General features: G+C 50.0%; 14 protein-coding genes. 8 read left to right on the forward strand and 6 right to left on the reverse strand.

The features are described 5' to 3' along the window. Positions 1-25: 25 nt before the first annotated feature. The 4 genes from dctP to mmsA all read left to right on the forward strand — a co-directional run bounded on the left by dctP (position 26) and on the right by mmsA (position 5,013). Positions 26-1,045 carry a TRAP transporter substrate-binding protein DctP gene (dctP, locus tag H4O21_RS00780; RefSeq protein WP_182806919.1) on the forward strand — a complete coding sequence of 340 codons (1,020 nt, stop codon included), beginning with the start codon at positions 26-28 and terminating at the stop codon, positions 1,043-1,045. A 137-nt stretch (positions 1,046-1,182) separates the two neighbouring features. Next, positions 1,183-1,902, forward strand: coding sequence for a TRAP transporter small permease (locus H4O21_RS00785; protein WP_182806921.1), 720 nt, complete (start codon positions 1,183-1,185; stop codon positions 1,900-1,902). A 3-nt stretch (positions 1,903-1,905) separates the two neighbouring features. Continuing rightward, on the forward strand, positions 1,906-3,207 hold the full coding sequence (locus tag H4O21_RS00790) for a TRAP transporter large permease (RefSeq protein ID WP_182806922.1): 1,302 nt from the start codon (positions 1,906-1,908) through the stop codon (positions 3,205-3,207). 276 nt (positions 3,208-3,483) lie between these two features. Next, a complete protein-coding gene (mmsA, locus tag H4O21_RS00795; protein WP_182806924.1) occupies positions 3,484-5,013 on the forward strand; it encodes a CoA-acylating methylmalonate-semialdehyde dehydrogenase in 1,530 nt (509 codons plus the stop codon). A 111-nt stretch (positions 5,014-5,124) separates the two neighbouring features. On the opposite strand, the gene H4O21_RS00800 is transcribed toward mmsA, so the two are convergent. Next, the gene (locus H4O21_RS00800) at positions 5,125-5,766 is read right to left on the reverse strand and encodes a LysE family translocator (protein ID WP_182806926.1); all 642 of its coding nucleotides are present in this window, start codon (positions 5,764-5,766) and stop codon (positions 5,125-5,127) included. Positions 5,767-5,934: 168 nt separating this feature from the next. On the opposite strand from H4O21_RS00800, the gene H4O21_RS00805 reads away from it, so the two are divergent. Next, positions 5,935-6,432 (forward strand): Lrp/AsnC family transcriptional regulator, encoded by a 498-nt coding sequence (locus H4O21_RS00805; RefSeq protein ID WP_182806928.1) that lies wholly within the window; start codon positions 5,935-5,937, stop codon positions 6,430-6,432. Between the two features lie 289 nt (positions 6,433-6,721). Here H4O21_RS00805 and H4O21_RS00810 read toward each other — a convergent pair whose 3' ends face one another. From H4O21_RS00810 to H4O21_RS00830, 5 genes are all read right to left on the reverse strand, one after another. After that, positions 6,722-6,910, reverse strand: coding sequence for a hypothetical protein (locus tag H4O21_RS00810; RefSeq protein WP_182806930.1), 189 nt, complete (start codon positions 6,908-6,910; stop codon positions 6,722-6,724). A 362-nt stretch (positions 6,911-7,272) separates the two neighbouring features. After that, positions 7,273-8,301 carry a YeiH family protein gene (locus H4O21_RS00815; RefSeq protein ID WP_182806932.1) on the reverse strand — a complete coding sequence of 343 codons (1,029 nt, stop codon included), beginning with the start codon at positions 8,299-8,301 and terminating at the stop codon, positions 7,273-7,275. Between the two features lie 198 nt (positions 8,302-8,499). Continuing rightward, positions 8,500-9,969, reverse strand: a complete 1,470-nt coding sequence (gene pdxR, locus H4O21_RS00820) for a MocR-like pyridoxine biosynthesis transcription factor PdxR (RefSeq protein WP_182806933.1) — start codon at positions 9,967-9,969, stop codon at positions 8,500-8,502. Positions 9,970-10,342: 373 nt separating this feature from the next. Further along, positions 10,343-11,734, reverse strand: a complete 1,392-nt coding sequence (locus tag H4O21_RS00825) for an aminotransferase family protein (protein ID WP_182806935.1) — start codon at positions 11,732-11,734, stop codon at positions 10,343-10,345. A 288-nt stretch (positions 11,735-12,022) separates the two neighbouring features. After that, complete coding sequence (locus H4O21_RS00830; protein ID WP_182806936.1) at positions 12,023-12,940, reverse strand: LysR substrate-binding domain-containing protein; 918 nt, start codon at positions 12,938-12,940, stop codon at positions 12,023-12,025. A 110-nt stretch (positions 12,941-13,050) separates the two neighbouring features. Between H4O21_RS00830 and betC the strand changes: the two genes are divergently transcribed. The 3 genes from betC (at position 13,051) to choW (ending at position 16,656) form a co-directional block, all read left to right on the forward strand. Beyond that, the gene (gene betC / locus H4O21_RS00835) at positions 13,051-14,568 is read left to right on the forward strand and encodes a choline-sulfatase (RefSeq protein WP_182806938.1); all 1,518 of its coding nucleotides are present in this window, start codon (positions 13,051-13,053) and stop codon (positions 14,566-14,568) included. Positions 14,569-14,711: 143 nt separating this feature from the next. Further along, on the forward strand, positions 14,712-15,671 hold the full coding sequence (locus H4O21_RS00840) for a choline ABC transporter substrate-binding protein (protein ID WP_182806940.1): 960 nt from the start codon (positions 14,712-14,714) through the stop codon (positions 15,669-15,671). A gap of 139 nt (positions 15,672-15,810) precedes the next feature. Beyond that, a complete protein-coding gene (choW, locus tag H4O21_RS00845; RefSeq protein WP_182806941.1) occupies positions 15,811-16,656 on the forward strand; it encodes a choline ABC transporter permease subunit in 846 nt (281 codons plus the stop codon).

Raw genomic sequence — 16,656 nt, forward strand, 5'->3', positions numbered from 1 at the left:
CCATAACAAAAACACAGAGGTCATCATGATAATTAGAAATACCTTCAAATCTGTCCTGTCTGCCTGTGCAATCACAGCAGCACTGACACTCCCTGCCGCTAACGTGGCGCACGCTGGCGATGATTTTATGCTGGCACATGCTTACCCTTCTGATCATATCTTTCACCTGACATCTGAAACCTTTATGTCCCAGATGAAGAAGAAAGGCTCTGATCTGGAGGTTGATTACCATCCGGGTGGAGATCTGGGTGACTGGGCTTCTATCTTTGAGCAGAGTATGGAAGGCGTTGTGCCTATGTCTCTGACGTTTGCCGCCTCTGAGTTTGACCCACGACTGGATCTGTCCTGGCTGGGTTACGTGGTGGATAACTGGGATGATGCCCGTAAAGTGTATGGCCCGGGCGGTAAAATGTCCGGCGTTTACAACGAAATCATGGCGGATCTGGACCTGGTGGTACTGGGGACTATTCCGACCGGTTTTGGTTCAGTGGCTATCCGCAAAGACGTAGGCAAAGTGCCGGTTAATTTCCCTGAAGATACTAAAGGCATCAAGATGCGTGTGCCACCGGTGCCAATCGGTATTGAGCGCTTCAAGAACTGGGGTTTCACTGCGGTGCCTATGCCGTTCTCTGAACTGTACACTGCGTTGCAGCTGGGTACGGTAGACGGTCGTGCATTTGGTCCATCCGTTGAGATCTGGCAGATGCGTGACGTACTGTCTGCTTACATTCTAACCCGTGACTACTTTGAACATGCGTTCTGGGTGGTTAACAAGTCCTGGCTGGAAGATCTGCCAGCAGATGAGCGTGAGAAACTGCTGGCTGCAGCTGATGAAACTCTGAATCAGATCTGGGATAAAGCCCAGGCGGTAGACGAAGGCTTCCTGAAACAGGTACGTGATGCCGGTATCCAGGTGGTTGAGCTGAAGCCAGAGCAACTGGCAAAAGCCAAACAGCTGCTGTACACCAACGAATGGCCGTTTATGGAAGAGATCGTTGGGCCTGAGATCATGGGCATGATGCGCGAAATCGCTGGCATCAACTGATCCGTTATTGCTTCGATTATTCCCGGTATCCGGCTGCTTCAGGTTCACCTCTTAAGTCTCTGCGCTGCAGAGCTTAACTCGCCAGAATCTGAAATGGCCGGGTGCTTCCCGGAACTTTCTGATCAGGATCAGCCACGATGTCCAATGAAAAAAACACCTCTGCTTCCTCTGTGGGTGAGACCCGGATCTATGATTACGATCCAGATCTCAGCTCACATCCTGTATCTCCCCATTTACATGCAATACCAAACCAGGCGGAAAGCCGGGTTGATAGCTACCTGATACGTTTTGAACAGGTGCTGAACAAACTTTTCCGCACAATGATGTTACTGACCTGTCTGGGACTGGCCGGACTGATGTTCACTCAGGTGATTATGCGTTATGTGCTGGAATCACCTTTTACCGGCATTGAAGAAGTCTCCATTCTGCTGGCAGTCTGGGTCTATTTTCTGGGTATGGGCTATGCCACCCGCGAACGGGAGCATATCCATGGCGGTATTGTTAGTCTGATGGTGAAAGATCCACAGAAAATCGCCTTTATCCGCTTTGTCGGTTCGCTGATCTGTATGATCGCGGCCTGTGTTTTTGGCTATTTCGCCTATAAATACGCCTTGAAAGAGATCACCCGAGGGCGTGTCAGTACCAATATGCGCTGGCCTCGTGGTTTGTGGAGCGCCAGCATGATTGTCGGTTTTGCCATGATGGTGGGCTACTTTCTGCTGGAAACCATTAATGAATACCGGGGGCTGGTTAAAAACGCCCGTTTACGTCGCCAGCAACAAAGTGAGACATCTGCCACACCGGCAGCCAGTCAGACTGCCTCGCTGACGAAGCAACCAGAAAGCCCGGAGGTCTGATCCATGACGCTGTTTTTACTTTCCATGCTGGTGGTCGTCATCCTGATTCTGGTGGAGATCCCGGTGGCCTTTGCTTTTGGTATTGGCGCTGTGATGTTTGCCTATACCACAGGCAATAATATTTCTTTTCTGATACCCCACGGTTTTAAAACCGCCAGTGGTTTTGCCCTGCTGGCGCTGCCACTGTTTATTTTTGCCGGTTTGCTGATGGCAGAAGGCGGCATCTCGGAACGGTTGCTGAACTTTGTTAACTCGATTGTCGGGCGCATCAAAGGCGGTCTGGGGGCTGTAACCGTACTGACCTGTGCCCTGTTCGGTGCGATTTCAGGCAGCTCTTCTGCAGCAATTGCAGCGGTTGGTCAGATCATGATTCCTCGTATGATCCGGGAAGGTTATCCTGAGGGCCACGCTACCGCGCTGGTGGCCTGTTCATCAGTACTGGCGCTGCTGATTCCGCCCAGTATCCCTATGATCGTGTTTTCCATCACCGGTGGTCTGTCTGTGGGCGCAGCCTTTCTGTCGACCATTATTCCGGGCATTCTGCTGACCATTATCTACTGTGTACTCAATATGTGGTTCCTGCGTAATGATACCCGGATCAAAGTGGATAAACCTCTGCCATTTAAACAGGCGGCAAAAGGTGTGGTCGACAGTGGTTACCATGCCGCATTTGCCTTGTTGATGCCGCTGATTATTCTGGGAGCGATCTACAGCGGTATCGCCACCCCGACGGAAGCGGCGGCTATTGCAGTGATCTATGCCATCCCGGTGGGGATGTTTATCTATAAAGGGATGTCTCTGAGAAGCCTGGGGTCTGTGACCGTTCGTGCTGTAACCATGACCGGTTCTATCATGGCGGTACTCTTTTTCCTGTTTATCATGAGTCGCGCCATGATTCTGGAGCAGGTGCCTCGTGATCTGGCAACGGCACTGCTGCAGATCTCAGAGAACAAATATGTTCTGCTGCTGTTGATTAACCTGCTACTGCTGTTAATCGGCATGATTGTGGATGATATTTCAGGCAGTGTGCTGGCAGCGATTATCTTCCTGCCGATCATTAATGAGCTGGGTATTGATCCGATTCACTTTGCGGCGGTTGTCGGGGTGAACCTGGGGCTGGGTAATGTTTCACCGCCTTGTGCGCCCATGCTCTATATGGCCGGCGGGGTCAGTAAGCTATCGCTGGATCGCTATATCACACCGACCCTGAAGTTCCTGTGTTTTGGCCATCTGCCGATGGTGTTCCTGGTGACTTTTGTACCAGAGCTATCGCTATTCCTGCCAAAACTGCTGATGGGATATTAAACGACAATAAATATGATCTGTTGATGATCAGAACATGACCTGAACCCGGATTGACGGGTTCAGGTCTGCCTATTCCTGCATTAACGATACTTTCCGATTACTTTCTTGCCCTGATAACAGAGGGCGTTTTACCTGGAACTACAGATCTGAACACTGTGGGTCTACGGTCATTGTCTGCTGCGAATTTATATTGAGGTCATTAATCAATAAGCGTGAATCTCTGTGGCACTGCATGCCGGAGGTTCCCTGATCAACCTGCGATACAGGAACGAATAAATGACCTCTTACATCAAAATAAAAAACCATATCAATGGTCAGTGGCTGGACGAAACCAATGGCCAGTATGAGCCGCTGAAGAACCCGTCCACCGGTGCTGTAATTGGCGAAGTCCCTCTGTCTTCTGTTGAAACCTCCCGTGCCGCTGTTGCGGCAGCCGCAGACGCTTTTCCTGCCTGGAGTGCCACGCCTCTGCCAAAACGTATGGACTACATCTTTAAGATGCAGCAGGCGATGAAAGACAACCTGGAGATGCTGGCAGAATCTATTGCAGTTGATCAGGCTAAACATATCGCTGAGGCTCGTGGTGAAGTCGGCCGTGTGATAGAAATTCTGCAGATGGCGTGTACGATTCCAGCACTGATTCAAGGTGAGACAGTTCAGGGTATCGCCAACAATATCAATGGCCGTCTGATCAAAGCACCACTGGGTGTATTCTGTGGTGTGGCACCATTTAATTTCCCGGCACTGGTATTCGGTTGGTTTATCCCATTTGCCATCGGCACCGGCAACACCTTCGTGTACAAGCCTTCGACCGAATCACCACTGTTTATGCAGAAGATGATGCAACTGCTGGTGGATATCGGTCTGCCTGATGGCGTGGTAAACATCGTTCATGGTGACCGCGAAGCGGTTGAAGCCTGGTACGACGATGACAACGTCGCCGGTGTATGTCTGGTGGGTTCGACACCAACCGCCAAGGCTATTGCCGAAGGCTGTGGTCGTCATGGTAAGAAGACCATGCTGCTGGGTGGTGCGAAAAACTTCGCCGCAGTCATGGAAGATGCGCCGATGGATCTGATGATCGAGAACATCCTGATGTCCGGTTACGGCTCTGCCGGTCAGCGTTGTCTGGCGATCTCAAATATTGCTGTTGTACCAGAGATCTATGACGAGTTTATCGAGCGTCTGCTAGAAGCTTCCAGGACTGTTAAAGTGGGTGATGCGATGGACCCGGATGCCTTTATGGGCCCCGTCATCTCCGCGAAAGCAAAAGCCCGTGTGGAAAACTATATCGAAATCGGTCAGAAAGAGGGAGCAACTCTGCTGCTGGATGGTCGTAACCCCGATGTGGCTGATGCCAACAAAGACGGCTATTTTGTTGGCCCAACCATCTTTACCGATGTGACGCCATGTATGCAGATCGCTCGTGAAGAGATCTTCGGCCCTGTACTGAGTATTATGAAAGTGGGCTGTATCAATGGTGCTCTGCGCGCGATCAAGAATCATGAGATGGGTAATGGTGCAGTGATCTTTACTCAGAACAGTTTCTATACCGAGAAATTTATCAACGAAGCGGATGTGGGCATGGTTGGTGTTAACGTCGGTATCTGTGCACCACACCCTTACCTGCCATTTGGTGGTATCAAGGGTTCTCTGGTCGGCAACAACAAGGTTCAGGGTAAAGATGCGGTCGACTTTTTTACTCAGAACAAGGTGGCAACGGTACGTGTGGTTGATCCTAAAGCAGGTCAGCAAGCACCTGCTGCAGCGGGCGATTCTAACGTGCGTAGCTGTGTGGCCAGCTAACTGTTTTAACCCACAGAGTTAATCGACTCTGCGAGTGAAACAGTAAGTGGCAAGTAGAAAAGGAAAGCCGTAGGCGATGCGCCCGCTTACGGCTTGAAGAGTGATCGCTTATCAACTTGCCAATAACTTCATACCGATCAACAGCATCGCCCCACCTAATACCCTATCGATCCTGTGGCTCATCTGTTTAAAACGTTTATTGATCACCGGTGTGGATAACAGAACAATCACCAGGGTAAACCAGCCGGAATGTATCGCTAAAATACAGCCTGCGTAGATCATCAGATGCTCAACCGGCATATCCGGTGACAGTACCAGTGTAAAAAGGGTCACAAAATACACCGGGGCTTTGGGGTTCAGCAGATCACAGATAAAACCCGCGCGGAAAATCTGCCAGTAAGAGTCTGTAAAAGGCACCCTGTCATGCTCGTCTGAGACCTGAGCGGGCTGCGCTCGTAACCCCTTAACCCCCAGATAGATCAGATAACCGCCTCCCATAAGCTGGATCGCCAACAACGCCTGCGCCGAACTGGCTAATACCGCTGCCAGCCCCAGTGCGGAATAGAGGATATGAATACTCAACCCGGATAAGGTGCCCGCCATAGAAACAAAACCGGCTTTTCTCCCTTTAGTCAGCGCCTCTTTAGAGATCAGCATAAAATCAGGTCCTGGGGACACCGTGGCAATAAAGTGAATAATGATCAACGTCAGCACACTGCCCAGCAATGGACTATTAATCAGCAAATCGGCCATCTTTTTCTCCTATCTATCTGTATTGAGCAGGTATATGCAATCACCGTCTCAGTACCTGTGAAGAACAAGTGACATCTGGCAGCGACAGAAAAAGTCTATCGGGATTGCCAGGAATAACCTTGCTATCTACACTCGATATCACACCCTGTCTAAAAGAATCCCCTACTAATGATCAAGAAACAGAAAGATTTATCTCACGATGAGCTGGATAGCACGGATTTGCAGATTTTGCGTAAGTTGCAGTCCGATGCACGTATCAGCAACAGTGCGCTATCCGAACAGGTTAATCTCAGTGAAACACCCTGCTGGCGACGCTGGAAACGCCTGGAAGAAAACGGCTATATCGAACAGTACCGTACGGTGCTGAATCGCAGAAAAATGGGCTATGACATCGTGGTCTTTACCCAGGTCTCTTTTGCCAGTCATGAGGTCGAGCTGACCAATCGTTTTGAAGAGTTAATCAGTGGCTTTGAATGGGTGCAGATGTGTCACTGTATCACTGGAAATGTAGATTACTTACTGCAACTGGTTGCGCGGGATATGGATGAGTTTTCAGAGCGTATAACCCTGATACGCCGTATTCCTGGGGTGACGGCAGTGCAATCTCATATTTCGGTGAAAGAGGTCAAACGGGATTCAGACCTGCCAGTCGAGCCTGTACCTTAAAAAATATGCTTTAAAGATCAAATAGCCCAAATATCAGGATAGCAAAGACAAAAAAGGCGGAGCTAAATAGCCCCGCCTCTTAAAAAGCATAAAAGTAATCGTATCAATTACTTCGCTTTTTTCAGCATCTTCTGCAGCTTTTTCAGCTTGTCAGAGTGCTTAGCAATTTTAGCCTGACGTGCTTTGATTGCTTTTTTCAGATCTTTTGCGTTAGCTTTCTTAGCCATGAGATGTATCTCCGTGCTTTTGAGTGTTAGTTTTCTATCCATTCATGGAAGGCAACCAGCGTTTAGTCCGCTGGATCATCCTGTTCATGCTCTTCAAGAAAACTACGAATAAATCTTCTAACCTCCCGTGCTGCACTGGTATCCAGTTCATCGCACAGGCTGACAAATCGGTCTCTTTCTTCACCGTTGATTCGAATAATCAACTGGCTATCTTTTTTTCCGGCTTTCTTAACCGTTCTACTCTTATCCATGCATGCATCCTCAAAACCGGTAAATCAAGAAGAAAACGTACATGCATATCAAACGCTGTCACCAGATATTTGCTCGACACCAACAAGATAGCCAAAGATATCTATTTATTATCGAATTGATATCTATTAGATAGCAAATGTATATACACAAACAGGTTATACCGATGACTAAAGACTGTCAAACGCCCACTAGCTGATTTTCATTAAATTTTAATGACAAGAAAAAAACTGTGACTAAAAACCAACTAAACGATGAAGGATAGAAAACGGATAAAAGCGGCAGTCTAAAGGACAAAAAAACAGGGCCAGAGACCCTGCTGAGTAGTTCGAGCTATAAGCTGAAATTAGCCACATTCAGCTCACTAGCGGGCGATAAACAACCAGACCATCACCAGCAGTGCCAGGAACAGGGTTTCTGAAACCAGCAGCATCACCGGCTTCCACCCCATAGTTGAGAGCTCTTTAAAAGAGGCCTTCATACCCAGACCGACCATCGCCACAATCAGACACCAACGGGACAGCTCAGTCATCGATTCCAGAATAGGGGCTGGCACCACACCGGTACTGTTGATAGCGACGATAACGATAAAAGCCACCAGAAACATCGGGAGTGGCAGGCTGGAGTTACCAGCCTGAGCCTGGCCCTGACGGGTAAACAGCAGGGTAATGACCACGACAACAGGAACCAGGCAGGCCACACGCAGCAGCTTAGTAAAAGTGGCCACATCGCCGACATCGTCAGAGATCATATAGCCTGCACCGACCACCTGAGCCACATCATGAATAGTGGCACCCAGGAAGATACCGCTTTCAGCTTCATTCAGCCCGACGCCGGTCACGATTAATGGATACAGGATCATGGCCACGGTACTCAGGGCGGTCACTCCGATGACGGTAAAAATCAGGTTGCATTCAGAGTCTTTATCTTCCGGCAGGACGGCGGAAACGGCCAGAGCTGCTGATGCTCCACAGATGCCTACCGAGGCACCAGACAATACACTCTGAGAGCGGCTGAGCCCCAGCCAGCGGCCACAGAAAACACCGAACATAATGGTGGCGGGCACACCGACCAGTACGATGGCAATAGGTGTGATGCCCAGCCCGAGTAGCTGTTCAAAGGTGATGCGGGCACCCAGTAAGGCGATACCGATCCGCAGCACGGATTTGGCAGAGAACTGGATACCGGCGACGCAGCGCCCTTCCTGAGACAGATAGTTCAGCGCCATGCCCATCAGCAGCGCATAGAGAATAGTCGGGCCGCCATAATGGTCAGAGACGAAGGTTGCAGCCATACCTACAACCAGGCAAAGCATAAAGCCGGGTAACATTTCGGTCAGCCAGGTTCTGCTGTTATCGGGCAGTAAGGTCAGCCCTTTCGCGCTATTGGCCATATCGGTCTCCACAATCGTCCGGGTCCGGGATCTGTGGGTTCAGATCCTCATTGTGAAGGCAATATAACGTGTGTATTCCGTCGGGCGTTGGATACAAAAGCGATCTAAGTTTAGAACCAGTTGTTCTTTAAACAGATGGTACAGGCAGGAGAGCTGGTGCCAGAGCTCAAACAGCAGGTTTTAAACAGCGGGGATCAATCAGTCAGGCACCATCTCCCGGATAATACCGGCCAGCTTTCTGATACCTGGCGCAATACGATCAGTAGAGATAGAAGAGAAGCCCAGGCGAAAATAGTTATCCGGACTGGAGTGCTGGTAAAAGTGAATCTTACCGGGTTCAATCAGAATGCTATCTGCCATGGCTCTTTGTTTCAGAGCGGCGGCATCCAGCCCTTCCGGTCCTCTTACCCAGTAACAGGAACCGCCAAAGGTCGGCGTGTCATGGCTGTCAGGCAGGTGCTGAGTCAACGCTTCATTCATCGCCCGCCAGCGGGCCTGATAGTTACGGGCGATATTCATCACCAGGGCATCGTGATAGCCCCGTTCCAGGAAGAATGCGGCGGCACGCTGGTTATTAGAGGCCGGATGGCGAATCATCAGGCGGCGCAGGGCTCTGGCTTCTTCAATCAGACGTTCTGAAGCCACGACGTAACCCAGCCGAAGACCCGGTGCCAGAGTTTTGGACAGACTGCCGATATAAATCACCCGGTCGCTGTTATCCAGACTTTTCAGAGCCGGGTTCGGTTTACTGTCAAAATTGGTCTCGCTTTCGTAATCATCTTCTATGATCAGAAAATCTTCTTCACAGGCTTTGCGCAGCAACTCATAACGACGCTCAATAGGCATGGTGACCGCTGTCGGGCACTGATGGCTGGGGGTGGTGTAAATCAGATCACACTGATTCAGCTGGTCATCAACAATCAGCCCCTGCTGATCGATAGCCAGCGGTTTAATCTGACACTGATGCAGGCTGGCAATATTGCGTACGTCCACATAGCCGGGTTCCTCTAAGCCCAGTACCGAGTGTTTGTCTAATAGCAGCTGAACCAGCATAAACAGAGATTGCTGAGAACCCACGGTCACCAGAATCTGTTCCTGCGAGGCCCAGACACCACGACGGGGCAATAAGCGGGTGCGAATCTGCTCAATCAAGCGAGGATCATCATGATCCATGCTGTCGGCAGCCCAGTCACTGACGGCGGCATCACTGGCGGCATCCCGGCAGCATTCGCGCCAGTTAACACTGGGGAAGATTTTTTCATCGAACTGGCCATAAATAAACGGGTAGTCATAGGACTGCCAGTCCTGAGCTTTTACGATATTGCGCTGAGCACTTGGATGAACTTTAAAGCGCTTTTCCCAATCGGGTAAGCGGACCTGGGGTGTCTGATCAGCCGCTGGGTTTTCCACCTGACCGGCCAGAATATCCGGATTCACAAAATAGCCACGGCGTTCCCTGGCGATCAGATAGCCATCATCCAGCAGGTGTTCATAAGCCAGTACCACAGTATTGCGGGCGATGCCCAGCTGCTGAGCCAGTTTCCGGCTGGAAGGTAAGGGAACATCCAGTGGAATATTGCCATTAAGGATGGCGGTGGCTATTTGCTCTCTGAGCTGCTTCTGCAGGCTGTTGCCTTTGTTCTGGGTCAGGTGAAAAAGCTGAAACATATCGGGGCCTTGTGCTGAATACAGGCAACAGATCTTATGGGCGTTACGCTGTTGTTATCGTTACTATAGCCGACAGAAACACCGGAATACCATTATCGGATACCTGTTCTCAGACGGAATACGAAAGGAAAAAAGCTGAGATGGCTCCGGAAGTACTATCATGTCTGCAGATAGCCTTCCGTTTGGGTGGGCCCTTCGAGGAGGAGGCAGCCATCCCAGCATAAAAGTGTGTTTATCCGCAGTCAGATAAACGATGGCATATTTTCTGACCCCTGATGCCATCTCCTGATACCTCCTTAGAATTCCCCGTCAGTACTGGCAGGTACAACGAGGATATACGGAGCCTGTCAGACTCCGTATCCGGGACCAGCTATTACAGCTTGCTGGCGACTTCTGTCAGAGCTTCATCAATCGCATCAACGATCTGATCGATATCGGCCTGAGTGGCAATCAGAGCCGGTGCCAGACAAATCGTATTATTCAGCGTTTCGAACGAACGGTTGGTACGTCCGATAATGACGCCACTGGCCATGCAGTGAGCCTGAACGGCTGAAGCGGTGGCTTCATCCACAGGTTCTTTGCTGGTTCTGTCTTTGACCATTTCAAAACCGGCAAACAGACCTTTACCCCGGACATCACCAACCAGCGGGTGCTTCTCTTTCAGCTGATTCAGACGACCACGCAGGTATTCCCCCTGCATGGTGACATTCTCCAGTAGTTTTTCATCTTCGATGATCTGCATATTAACCAGAGCGGCTGCTGGACCGGCTGTACAGCCACCAAAGGTAGAAATATCGCGGAAGTAGCCCAGACGAGGGTTTTCATCTTCCTTAAAGGCTTCAAACACAGCTTCTGTGGTGACAGTACAGGAGATGGCGGCATAACCGGATGCCACACCTTTTGCCATGGTGACGATATCTGGCTGTACACCATAGTGCTGATAACCGAACCATTTACCGGTACGACCCAGACCACATACCACTTCATCAATGTGTAGCAGGATGTCGTACTTTCTGCAGATCTCCTGTACACGATCCCAGTAACCTGCTGGTGGCTCAATCACACCACCTCCGGCAGTGATCGGTTCCAGGCACAGAGCGCCGACGGTTTCCGGGCCTTCCTGCAGAATCACTTTTTCGATCTGATCGGCAGCCCATACGCCATAGTTATCTTTATCCGCTTCTTCCTGAGCGCGGTACTCGCAGCAGTGCGGTACTTCAACAAAATCCGGTACAAAAGGTCCGTACTGGGCACGACGCTCCAGCTGGCCGGTGGCACTCAGGGTCGCAATTGTTGTGCCGTGGTAGTCACGCTCACGGTATAAAATCTTAGTCTTCTTACCGCCGTACTTTTTATGGGCGATCTGACGAACGATTTTGAATGCTTTTTCGTTGGCTTCTGATCCGGAGTTTGAGAAATATACCCGGCTCATGCCCGGCATCTTCTCAATCAGTTTTTTAGAAAACAGAGCGGCTGGTACGTTACCGGCGCTGTGAGCAAAGTAGTTCATGCTGACTAGCTGATCCCGTACCGCATCAGCAATTTCTGTACGACCATACCCCACATTAACGGTCCAGACCGCACCGGATACGGCATCCAGGTATTCATTACCTTTTGCATCCCAGACCCGCATACCTTCACCCTTAACAATCACCATAGGATCGCTGGTCTCATAAGCCTTATGCTGAGACAGGTGGTGCCACACGTGGTTACGGTCGCTGTTTACGACATCCAGGGAGTCAAAATCATTTACGTTATAAGTCATATGGGCCTCATCAAATCAATCAGTGAGACAGGTCTTGCTGCTCCGTTTCCATTACTGAACCGTGTGCGAAATCTTCTAAGAACCCTATGCACAACCGAGGATGGAGAAGCCTGTCTGACAATCCGTAAACTAAAAGTACCCTGCGTCCGGTTCAGCCGTTAGAACCAGATGTCAGACGAGTTTGAGGCCAGAAAAAATAAGGTTAAAAGGTGGTAGGGAAGTATACAAAATGGTGCATTTTATGTTGTTAAATCAGCGAGATGCATTATTTCAGAGCCGGCTTTCCATTTACTGATATCTGGAAGATGGCTCACTCAGCAACCAATTCATAAACAGCTGTTTGGCATGCAACAGTTCCTGCGGCTGAGGGTCGACAACATAATAGCCTCCAGAGGTCTGCAGACTGAACTCCCTCAAACCGGTCAGCACCCCTGAATCCAACAGATCATCGACCAGAGTACCCCAGCCTATGCCCACACCCTGACCAGCAATGGCGGCCTGAATCAGCAGAGTATAGTTGTTGAACGTCAGTACGGGTTCTCCGGGAACGACCAGGCTGCGTCGGCCTTTAAAGTAGCTGTACCAGTCCTGCCAGCGCCCTTGCCCGGCATCGGCTCCCAACTTTAACAGAGGCAGGGATGCCAGTTTTTTATGGCTGTTTACCGGCCCATTCTGTTGCAGAAAACCCGGACTGCATATCGGAAACACGACTTCATCGAACAGTTTCCGGCCAGCGAACTGGTCAGCAGGCTGATGTGAGAAGACAACCGCGACATCAGTATCCTGATTAAAAAAGTCATACTCTCCCTGTGAAGTAATCAGGCGAACATCTACTTCCGGGTGCTGTTTTCGGAACTCTGGCAAGCGCGGTAATAGCCAATAAGCGGCAAAAGCGAAATCAGTTGCGACATTTATACTCTGGCGCAAACGAGTTTTTTGCAGCTGTTCCAGGCAATTAACCATCTGATGAAAGCCCTCCTGAACCGCTTCATAGAGGTGCATCCCTTCTTCTGTCAGCGCCACTCCCCGGTAAATTCTGCGAAATAATTGCAGCTCCAGCTGCTTTTCCAGCCCCCTGATCTGCTGGCTTACGGCTGATTGGCTGGAGCCTAGCTCTCTGGCTGCGGCAGTAAAACTTAAATGGCGCGCCGCTGACTCAAATATGATCAGGCTTTGTGCAGAAGGTAATCTTTCTGAAAGTATCATTAGCTCAGCTTATATCAGGTATTAATTCTGCCCCAGTTTACTCCGCTATGCCGACTGTTAAAAATAAAAATCGACAACAACAAACCGGACACAGAAAAAGGAAAGAAGCAATGTCTCAGCAACAGCCCAATATTCTTTTCATAATGGCAGATCAGTTGGCAGCTCCTGTACTGTCGGCTTATGGAGGCAAGGTAGCCCGAACCCCTAATCTGGATAAACTGGCCGCTGGTGGTGTGGTCTTTGATTCCGCTTATTGCAACAGCCCTTTATGTGCGCCCAGTCGTTATGTGCTGATGAGCGGTCAGCTGCCTGCCAGAATTGGTGCTTATGATAATGCAGCTGAATTTCCTGCTGATATTCCGACATTTGCCCATTATCTGCGTCATGCCGGGTATCGCACGGCACTGTCCGGCAAGATGCATTTTTGTGGCCCGGACCAGTTGCATGGTTTTGAAGAACGACTGACCACTGACATCTACCCGGCGGATTATGGCTGGTTTCCGGACTGGGAGGATTTTGATAACCGTCCGACCTGGTATCACAACATGTCATCAGTGACTCAGGCCGGGCCTGCCATCAGAACCAATCAGCTGGATTTTGATGATGAAGTGGTGTTTCACGCCCAGCGCTATCTGTTTGATCATGTTCGCGGCACAGACACACGCCCTTTCTGTCTGACAGTATCCATGACCCATCCCCATGACCCTTATGCCATTCCGGAAGAGTACTGGAATCGCTACAGCGATGAAGAGATAGATCTGCCATCGTTTGAGATTCCGGATGATGAACAGGACCCGCATTCCCGACGTTTACTGCACGTATATCAAATGGATCGGACTCAGATCAGTGATCAGCAGATCCGTAATGCCCGACGTGCTTATTACGGTGCGATCAGCTATGTGGATGATCAGATCGGTAAATTACTGAATACCCTGGAAGCAGCAAGGCTGGCAGATAACACCATTATTGTCTTTTCCGGTGATCATGGCGACATGCTGGGTGAGCGTGGCCTCTGGTACAAAATGAGCTACTTCGAATGGTCTGCCCGTGTGCCCATGATGGTCTATGCCCCATCCCGTTTTGAACCGCACCGGGTAACCGAATCGGTCTCTACTATGGATCTGCTGCCTACCTTTGCAGAGCTGGCTCATGGTGGCCAGACTCCTGAATATGCCATGCCCATTGATGGACGCAGTCTGATGCCTCATCTGACCGGTAAAGGTGGTCACGATGAAGTGATTGGCGAATACATGGGCGAGGGTGTAGTCGCCCCTATGTTTATGATCCGACGAGGCCCTTACAAATATATCTGCAGCCAGCCAGATCCGGATCAGCTGTTCAATCTGGAGGATGATCCACAGGAACGCACCAACCTGGCAGATGATCCGGCCTGTGCCGGGCTGATCGCTGAGTTCCGCCAGGAAGCGGCTGATCGCTGGGATTCTGAGGCCATTACCCGTGACGTGATTATCAGTCAGAAGCGCCGTCGCATGATTGCTGAAGCCCACAAACAAGGTAAAGAAACGCCGTGGGACCACCAGCCCATATTTGATGCCAGCCGGATGTATATGCGCAATAACATTGATCTGGATGATCTGGAAAAAAGAGCACGTTATCCACAGGTGTAACGGCCTGCTTACGCATAAGCACTGAACAGGTGAACAGACATCGCTCTTCAGTCTGATCTGAGACTAAACGTATCCGCGACAGGCCAAAGAGCAGCGAATGCTTCTGTATTAAGTGAGCCAAAAATAATAAAAGGATTCTACCTATGAATACTGCAAAAACCGTGAAAAAAATAGCCTGCGCACTGGGTTTCGGGCTGAGCATATTGTCATTATCGATCTCGGCGGCCGAACCGGATACTTGCCGGACGGTTCACTTTACTGATCCTGGCTGGGGCGATATCAACGCCACCAATGCGTTGGCAAGTGCTGTATTACAAGGTCTGGGCTATCAGACAGAGATCAGCACCCTGGCTGTACCTATCGGTTTTGAAGGCCTGAAGAACAATGAAATAGATGTGTTTCTGGGCAACTGGATGCCAGCACAGCAGAAGTTTATTGATAAATATGTACCTGCTGGGCAGGTGGATATTGTTGGTGAGAACCTGCAGGGGGCTAAGTTTACTCTGGCGGTGCCCCGTTACGCTTATGACGCGGGTGTAAAGGACTTTGCTGATCTGTCCCGTTTTGGTGATCAGTTCCGTAATCGTATCTATGGTATTGAAGCTGGCGCACCGGCCAATCAGTTGCTGCAGGACATGATTGATAGCGGTGACTTCAGTCTGAACCGATGGCGTCTAGTGGAATCTGGCGAGCAGGGTGTACTGAGTCAGGTGAAGCGGGATATCAAACGTAAGCAGTTCATCGTGTTTCTGGGCTGGGAACCTCATCCGATGAATACCAATTTTGATATCGCTTATCTGACCGGAGGGGATAAATATTTTGGTCCGAATTTTGGCGGAGCCACAGTACATACTCTGACCCGTAAAGGCTATCAGCAGGAATGTACCAACGTGGGGCAGTTCCTGAATAACCTGAAATTCAGTCTGAATATGGAAAACCAGGTGATGGGTTACATCATGCAGGATGGCGATAAACCTGCCACCGCAGCGCGCAAGTATCTGACGCAGAATCCGGATGTGCTCAAACAGTGGCTTAAGGGTGTGAAAACAGTACAGGGTGAGGCAGCACTGCCAGCAGTGCAGGCTTCACTGGGTATTCAGTAGCGTATTCATCTCTCTTATTCACCCTCTCTTATTCAGGTGCTCTTGTGTTACCGGGAGCATGTCATTGTCAGGGCAGAAATCAGCCGGAATAGGGTGATTCTCTGCTCTGCCTGAACCCTCTGTTTTTGCAGGTAAGCTCATGAACTGGATTACAGAACATAAAATTCCACTGGGACAATGGATGGAAGCTATTGTTGACTGGCTAACATCTAATGCCACTGGCTTTTTCGACAGTATCGCGTTTTTTCTGGAATGGATCATTCTGAACCTGGTGGATATTTTTCAGTGGTTTCCACCTTTGGTTCCCATTGCACTGACCGCTTCAATTGCCTGGCTGTTACACCGCAGTGTGCCTCTGGTGGTATTTATTACCGCTGCACTGCTGCTGATACTGAATATGGGGTACTGGCAGGAGATGCTGGAAACCTTTGTTCTCGTACTGACTGCGACCACGTTGTCGATTGTGGTTGGTGTACCTGTGGGTATCCTGGCGGCCCATAATCCCTGGCTGAATACTCTGTTAAGACCTGTGCTGGATCTGATGCAGACTATTCCAACATTTGTTTATCTGATTCCTACACTGGTGCTGTTTGGTCTTGGAGTGGTTCCAGGCCTTATTTCCACCATTATTTTTGCCATTGCGGCTCCAATCCGACTGACCTGCCTGGGGATTACCCGAGTACCTGGCGAGCTGATTGAAGCGGGCAAAGCCTTTGGCGCAACCCCGATGAAACTCCTGTACAAAGTGGAGATTCCGGCAGCGATGCCTAACATCATGGCCGGGATTACCCAGTGCATTATGTTGTCGTTATCTATGGTAGTGATTGCGGCTCTGGTTGGGGCAGACGGCCTGGGTAAACCTGTAATTCGTGCACTGAATACAGTTGATATTGCACAGGGTTTCGAAGCCGGGCTGGCCATTGTGCTGGTTGCGATCATTCTGGATCGCATCTGTAAAACGCCGAATCTGAAAGAGGAGATCTGA

This window comes from Oceanospirillum sediminis (assembly GCF_014164585.1).
Classification (GTDB): Bacteria; Pseudomonadota; Gammaproteobacteria; order Pseudomonadales; family Halomonadaceae; genus Oceanospirillum; species Oceanospirillum sediminis.

Bases quoted from the DNA above. Each gene is read 5' to 3' on its own strand.
- H4O21_RS00810 (WP_182806930.1), bottom strand. From the start codon at position 6,910: ATGGATAAGAGTAGAACGGTTAAGAAAGCCGGAAAAAAAGATAGCCAG.
- H4O21_RS00800 (WP_182806926.1), bottom strand. From the start codon at position 5,766: ATGGCCGATTTGCTGATTAATAGTCCATTGCTGGGCAGTGTGCTGACG.
- H4O21_RS00790 (WP_182806922.1), top strand. From the start codon at position 1,906: ATGACGCTGTTTTTACTTTCCATGCTGGTGGTCGTCATCCTGATTCTG.
- H4O21_RS00840 (WP_182806940.1), top strand. From the start codon at position 14,712: ATGAATACTGCAAAAACCGTGAAAAAAATAGCCTGCGCACTGGGTTTC.
- H4O21_RS00815 (WP_182806932.1), bottom strand. From the start codon at position 8,301: ATGGCCAATAGCGCGAAAGGGCTGACCTTACTGCCCGATAACAGCAGA.
- H4O21_RS00825 (WP_182806935.1), bottom strand. From the start codon at position 11,734: ATGACTTATAACGTAAATGATTTTGACTCCCTGGATGTCGTAAACAGC.
- H4O21_RS00805 (WP_182806928.1), top strand. From the start codon at position 5,935: ATGATCAAGAAACAGAAAGATTTATCTCACGATGAGCTGGATAGCACG.
- dctP (WP_182806919.1), top strand. From the start codon at position 26: ATGATAATTAGAAATACCTTCAAATCTGTCCTGTCTGCCTGTGCAATC.
- choW (WP_182806941.1), top strand. From the start codon at position 15,811: ATGAACTGGATTACAGAACATAAAATTCCACTGGGACAATGGATGGAA.
- betC (WP_182806938.1), top strand. From the start codon at position 13,051: ATGTCTCAGCAACAGCCCAATATTCTTTTCATAATGGCAGATCAGTTG.
- H4O21_RS00785 (WP_182806921.1), top strand. From the start codon at position 1,183: ATGTCCAATGAAAAAAACACCTCTGCTTCCTCTGTGGGTGAGACCCGG.
- H4O21_RS00830 (WP_182806936.1), bottom strand. From the start codon at position 12,940: ATGATACTTTCAGAAAGATTACCTTCTGCACAAAGCCTGATCATATTT.
- pdxR (WP_182806933.1), bottom strand. From the start codon at position 9,969: ATGTTTCAGCTTTTTCACCTGACCCAGAACAAAGGCAACAGCCTGCAG.
- mmsA (WP_182806924.1), top strand. From the start codon at position 3,484: ATGACCTCTTACATCAAAATAAAAAACCATATCAATGGTCAGTGGCTG.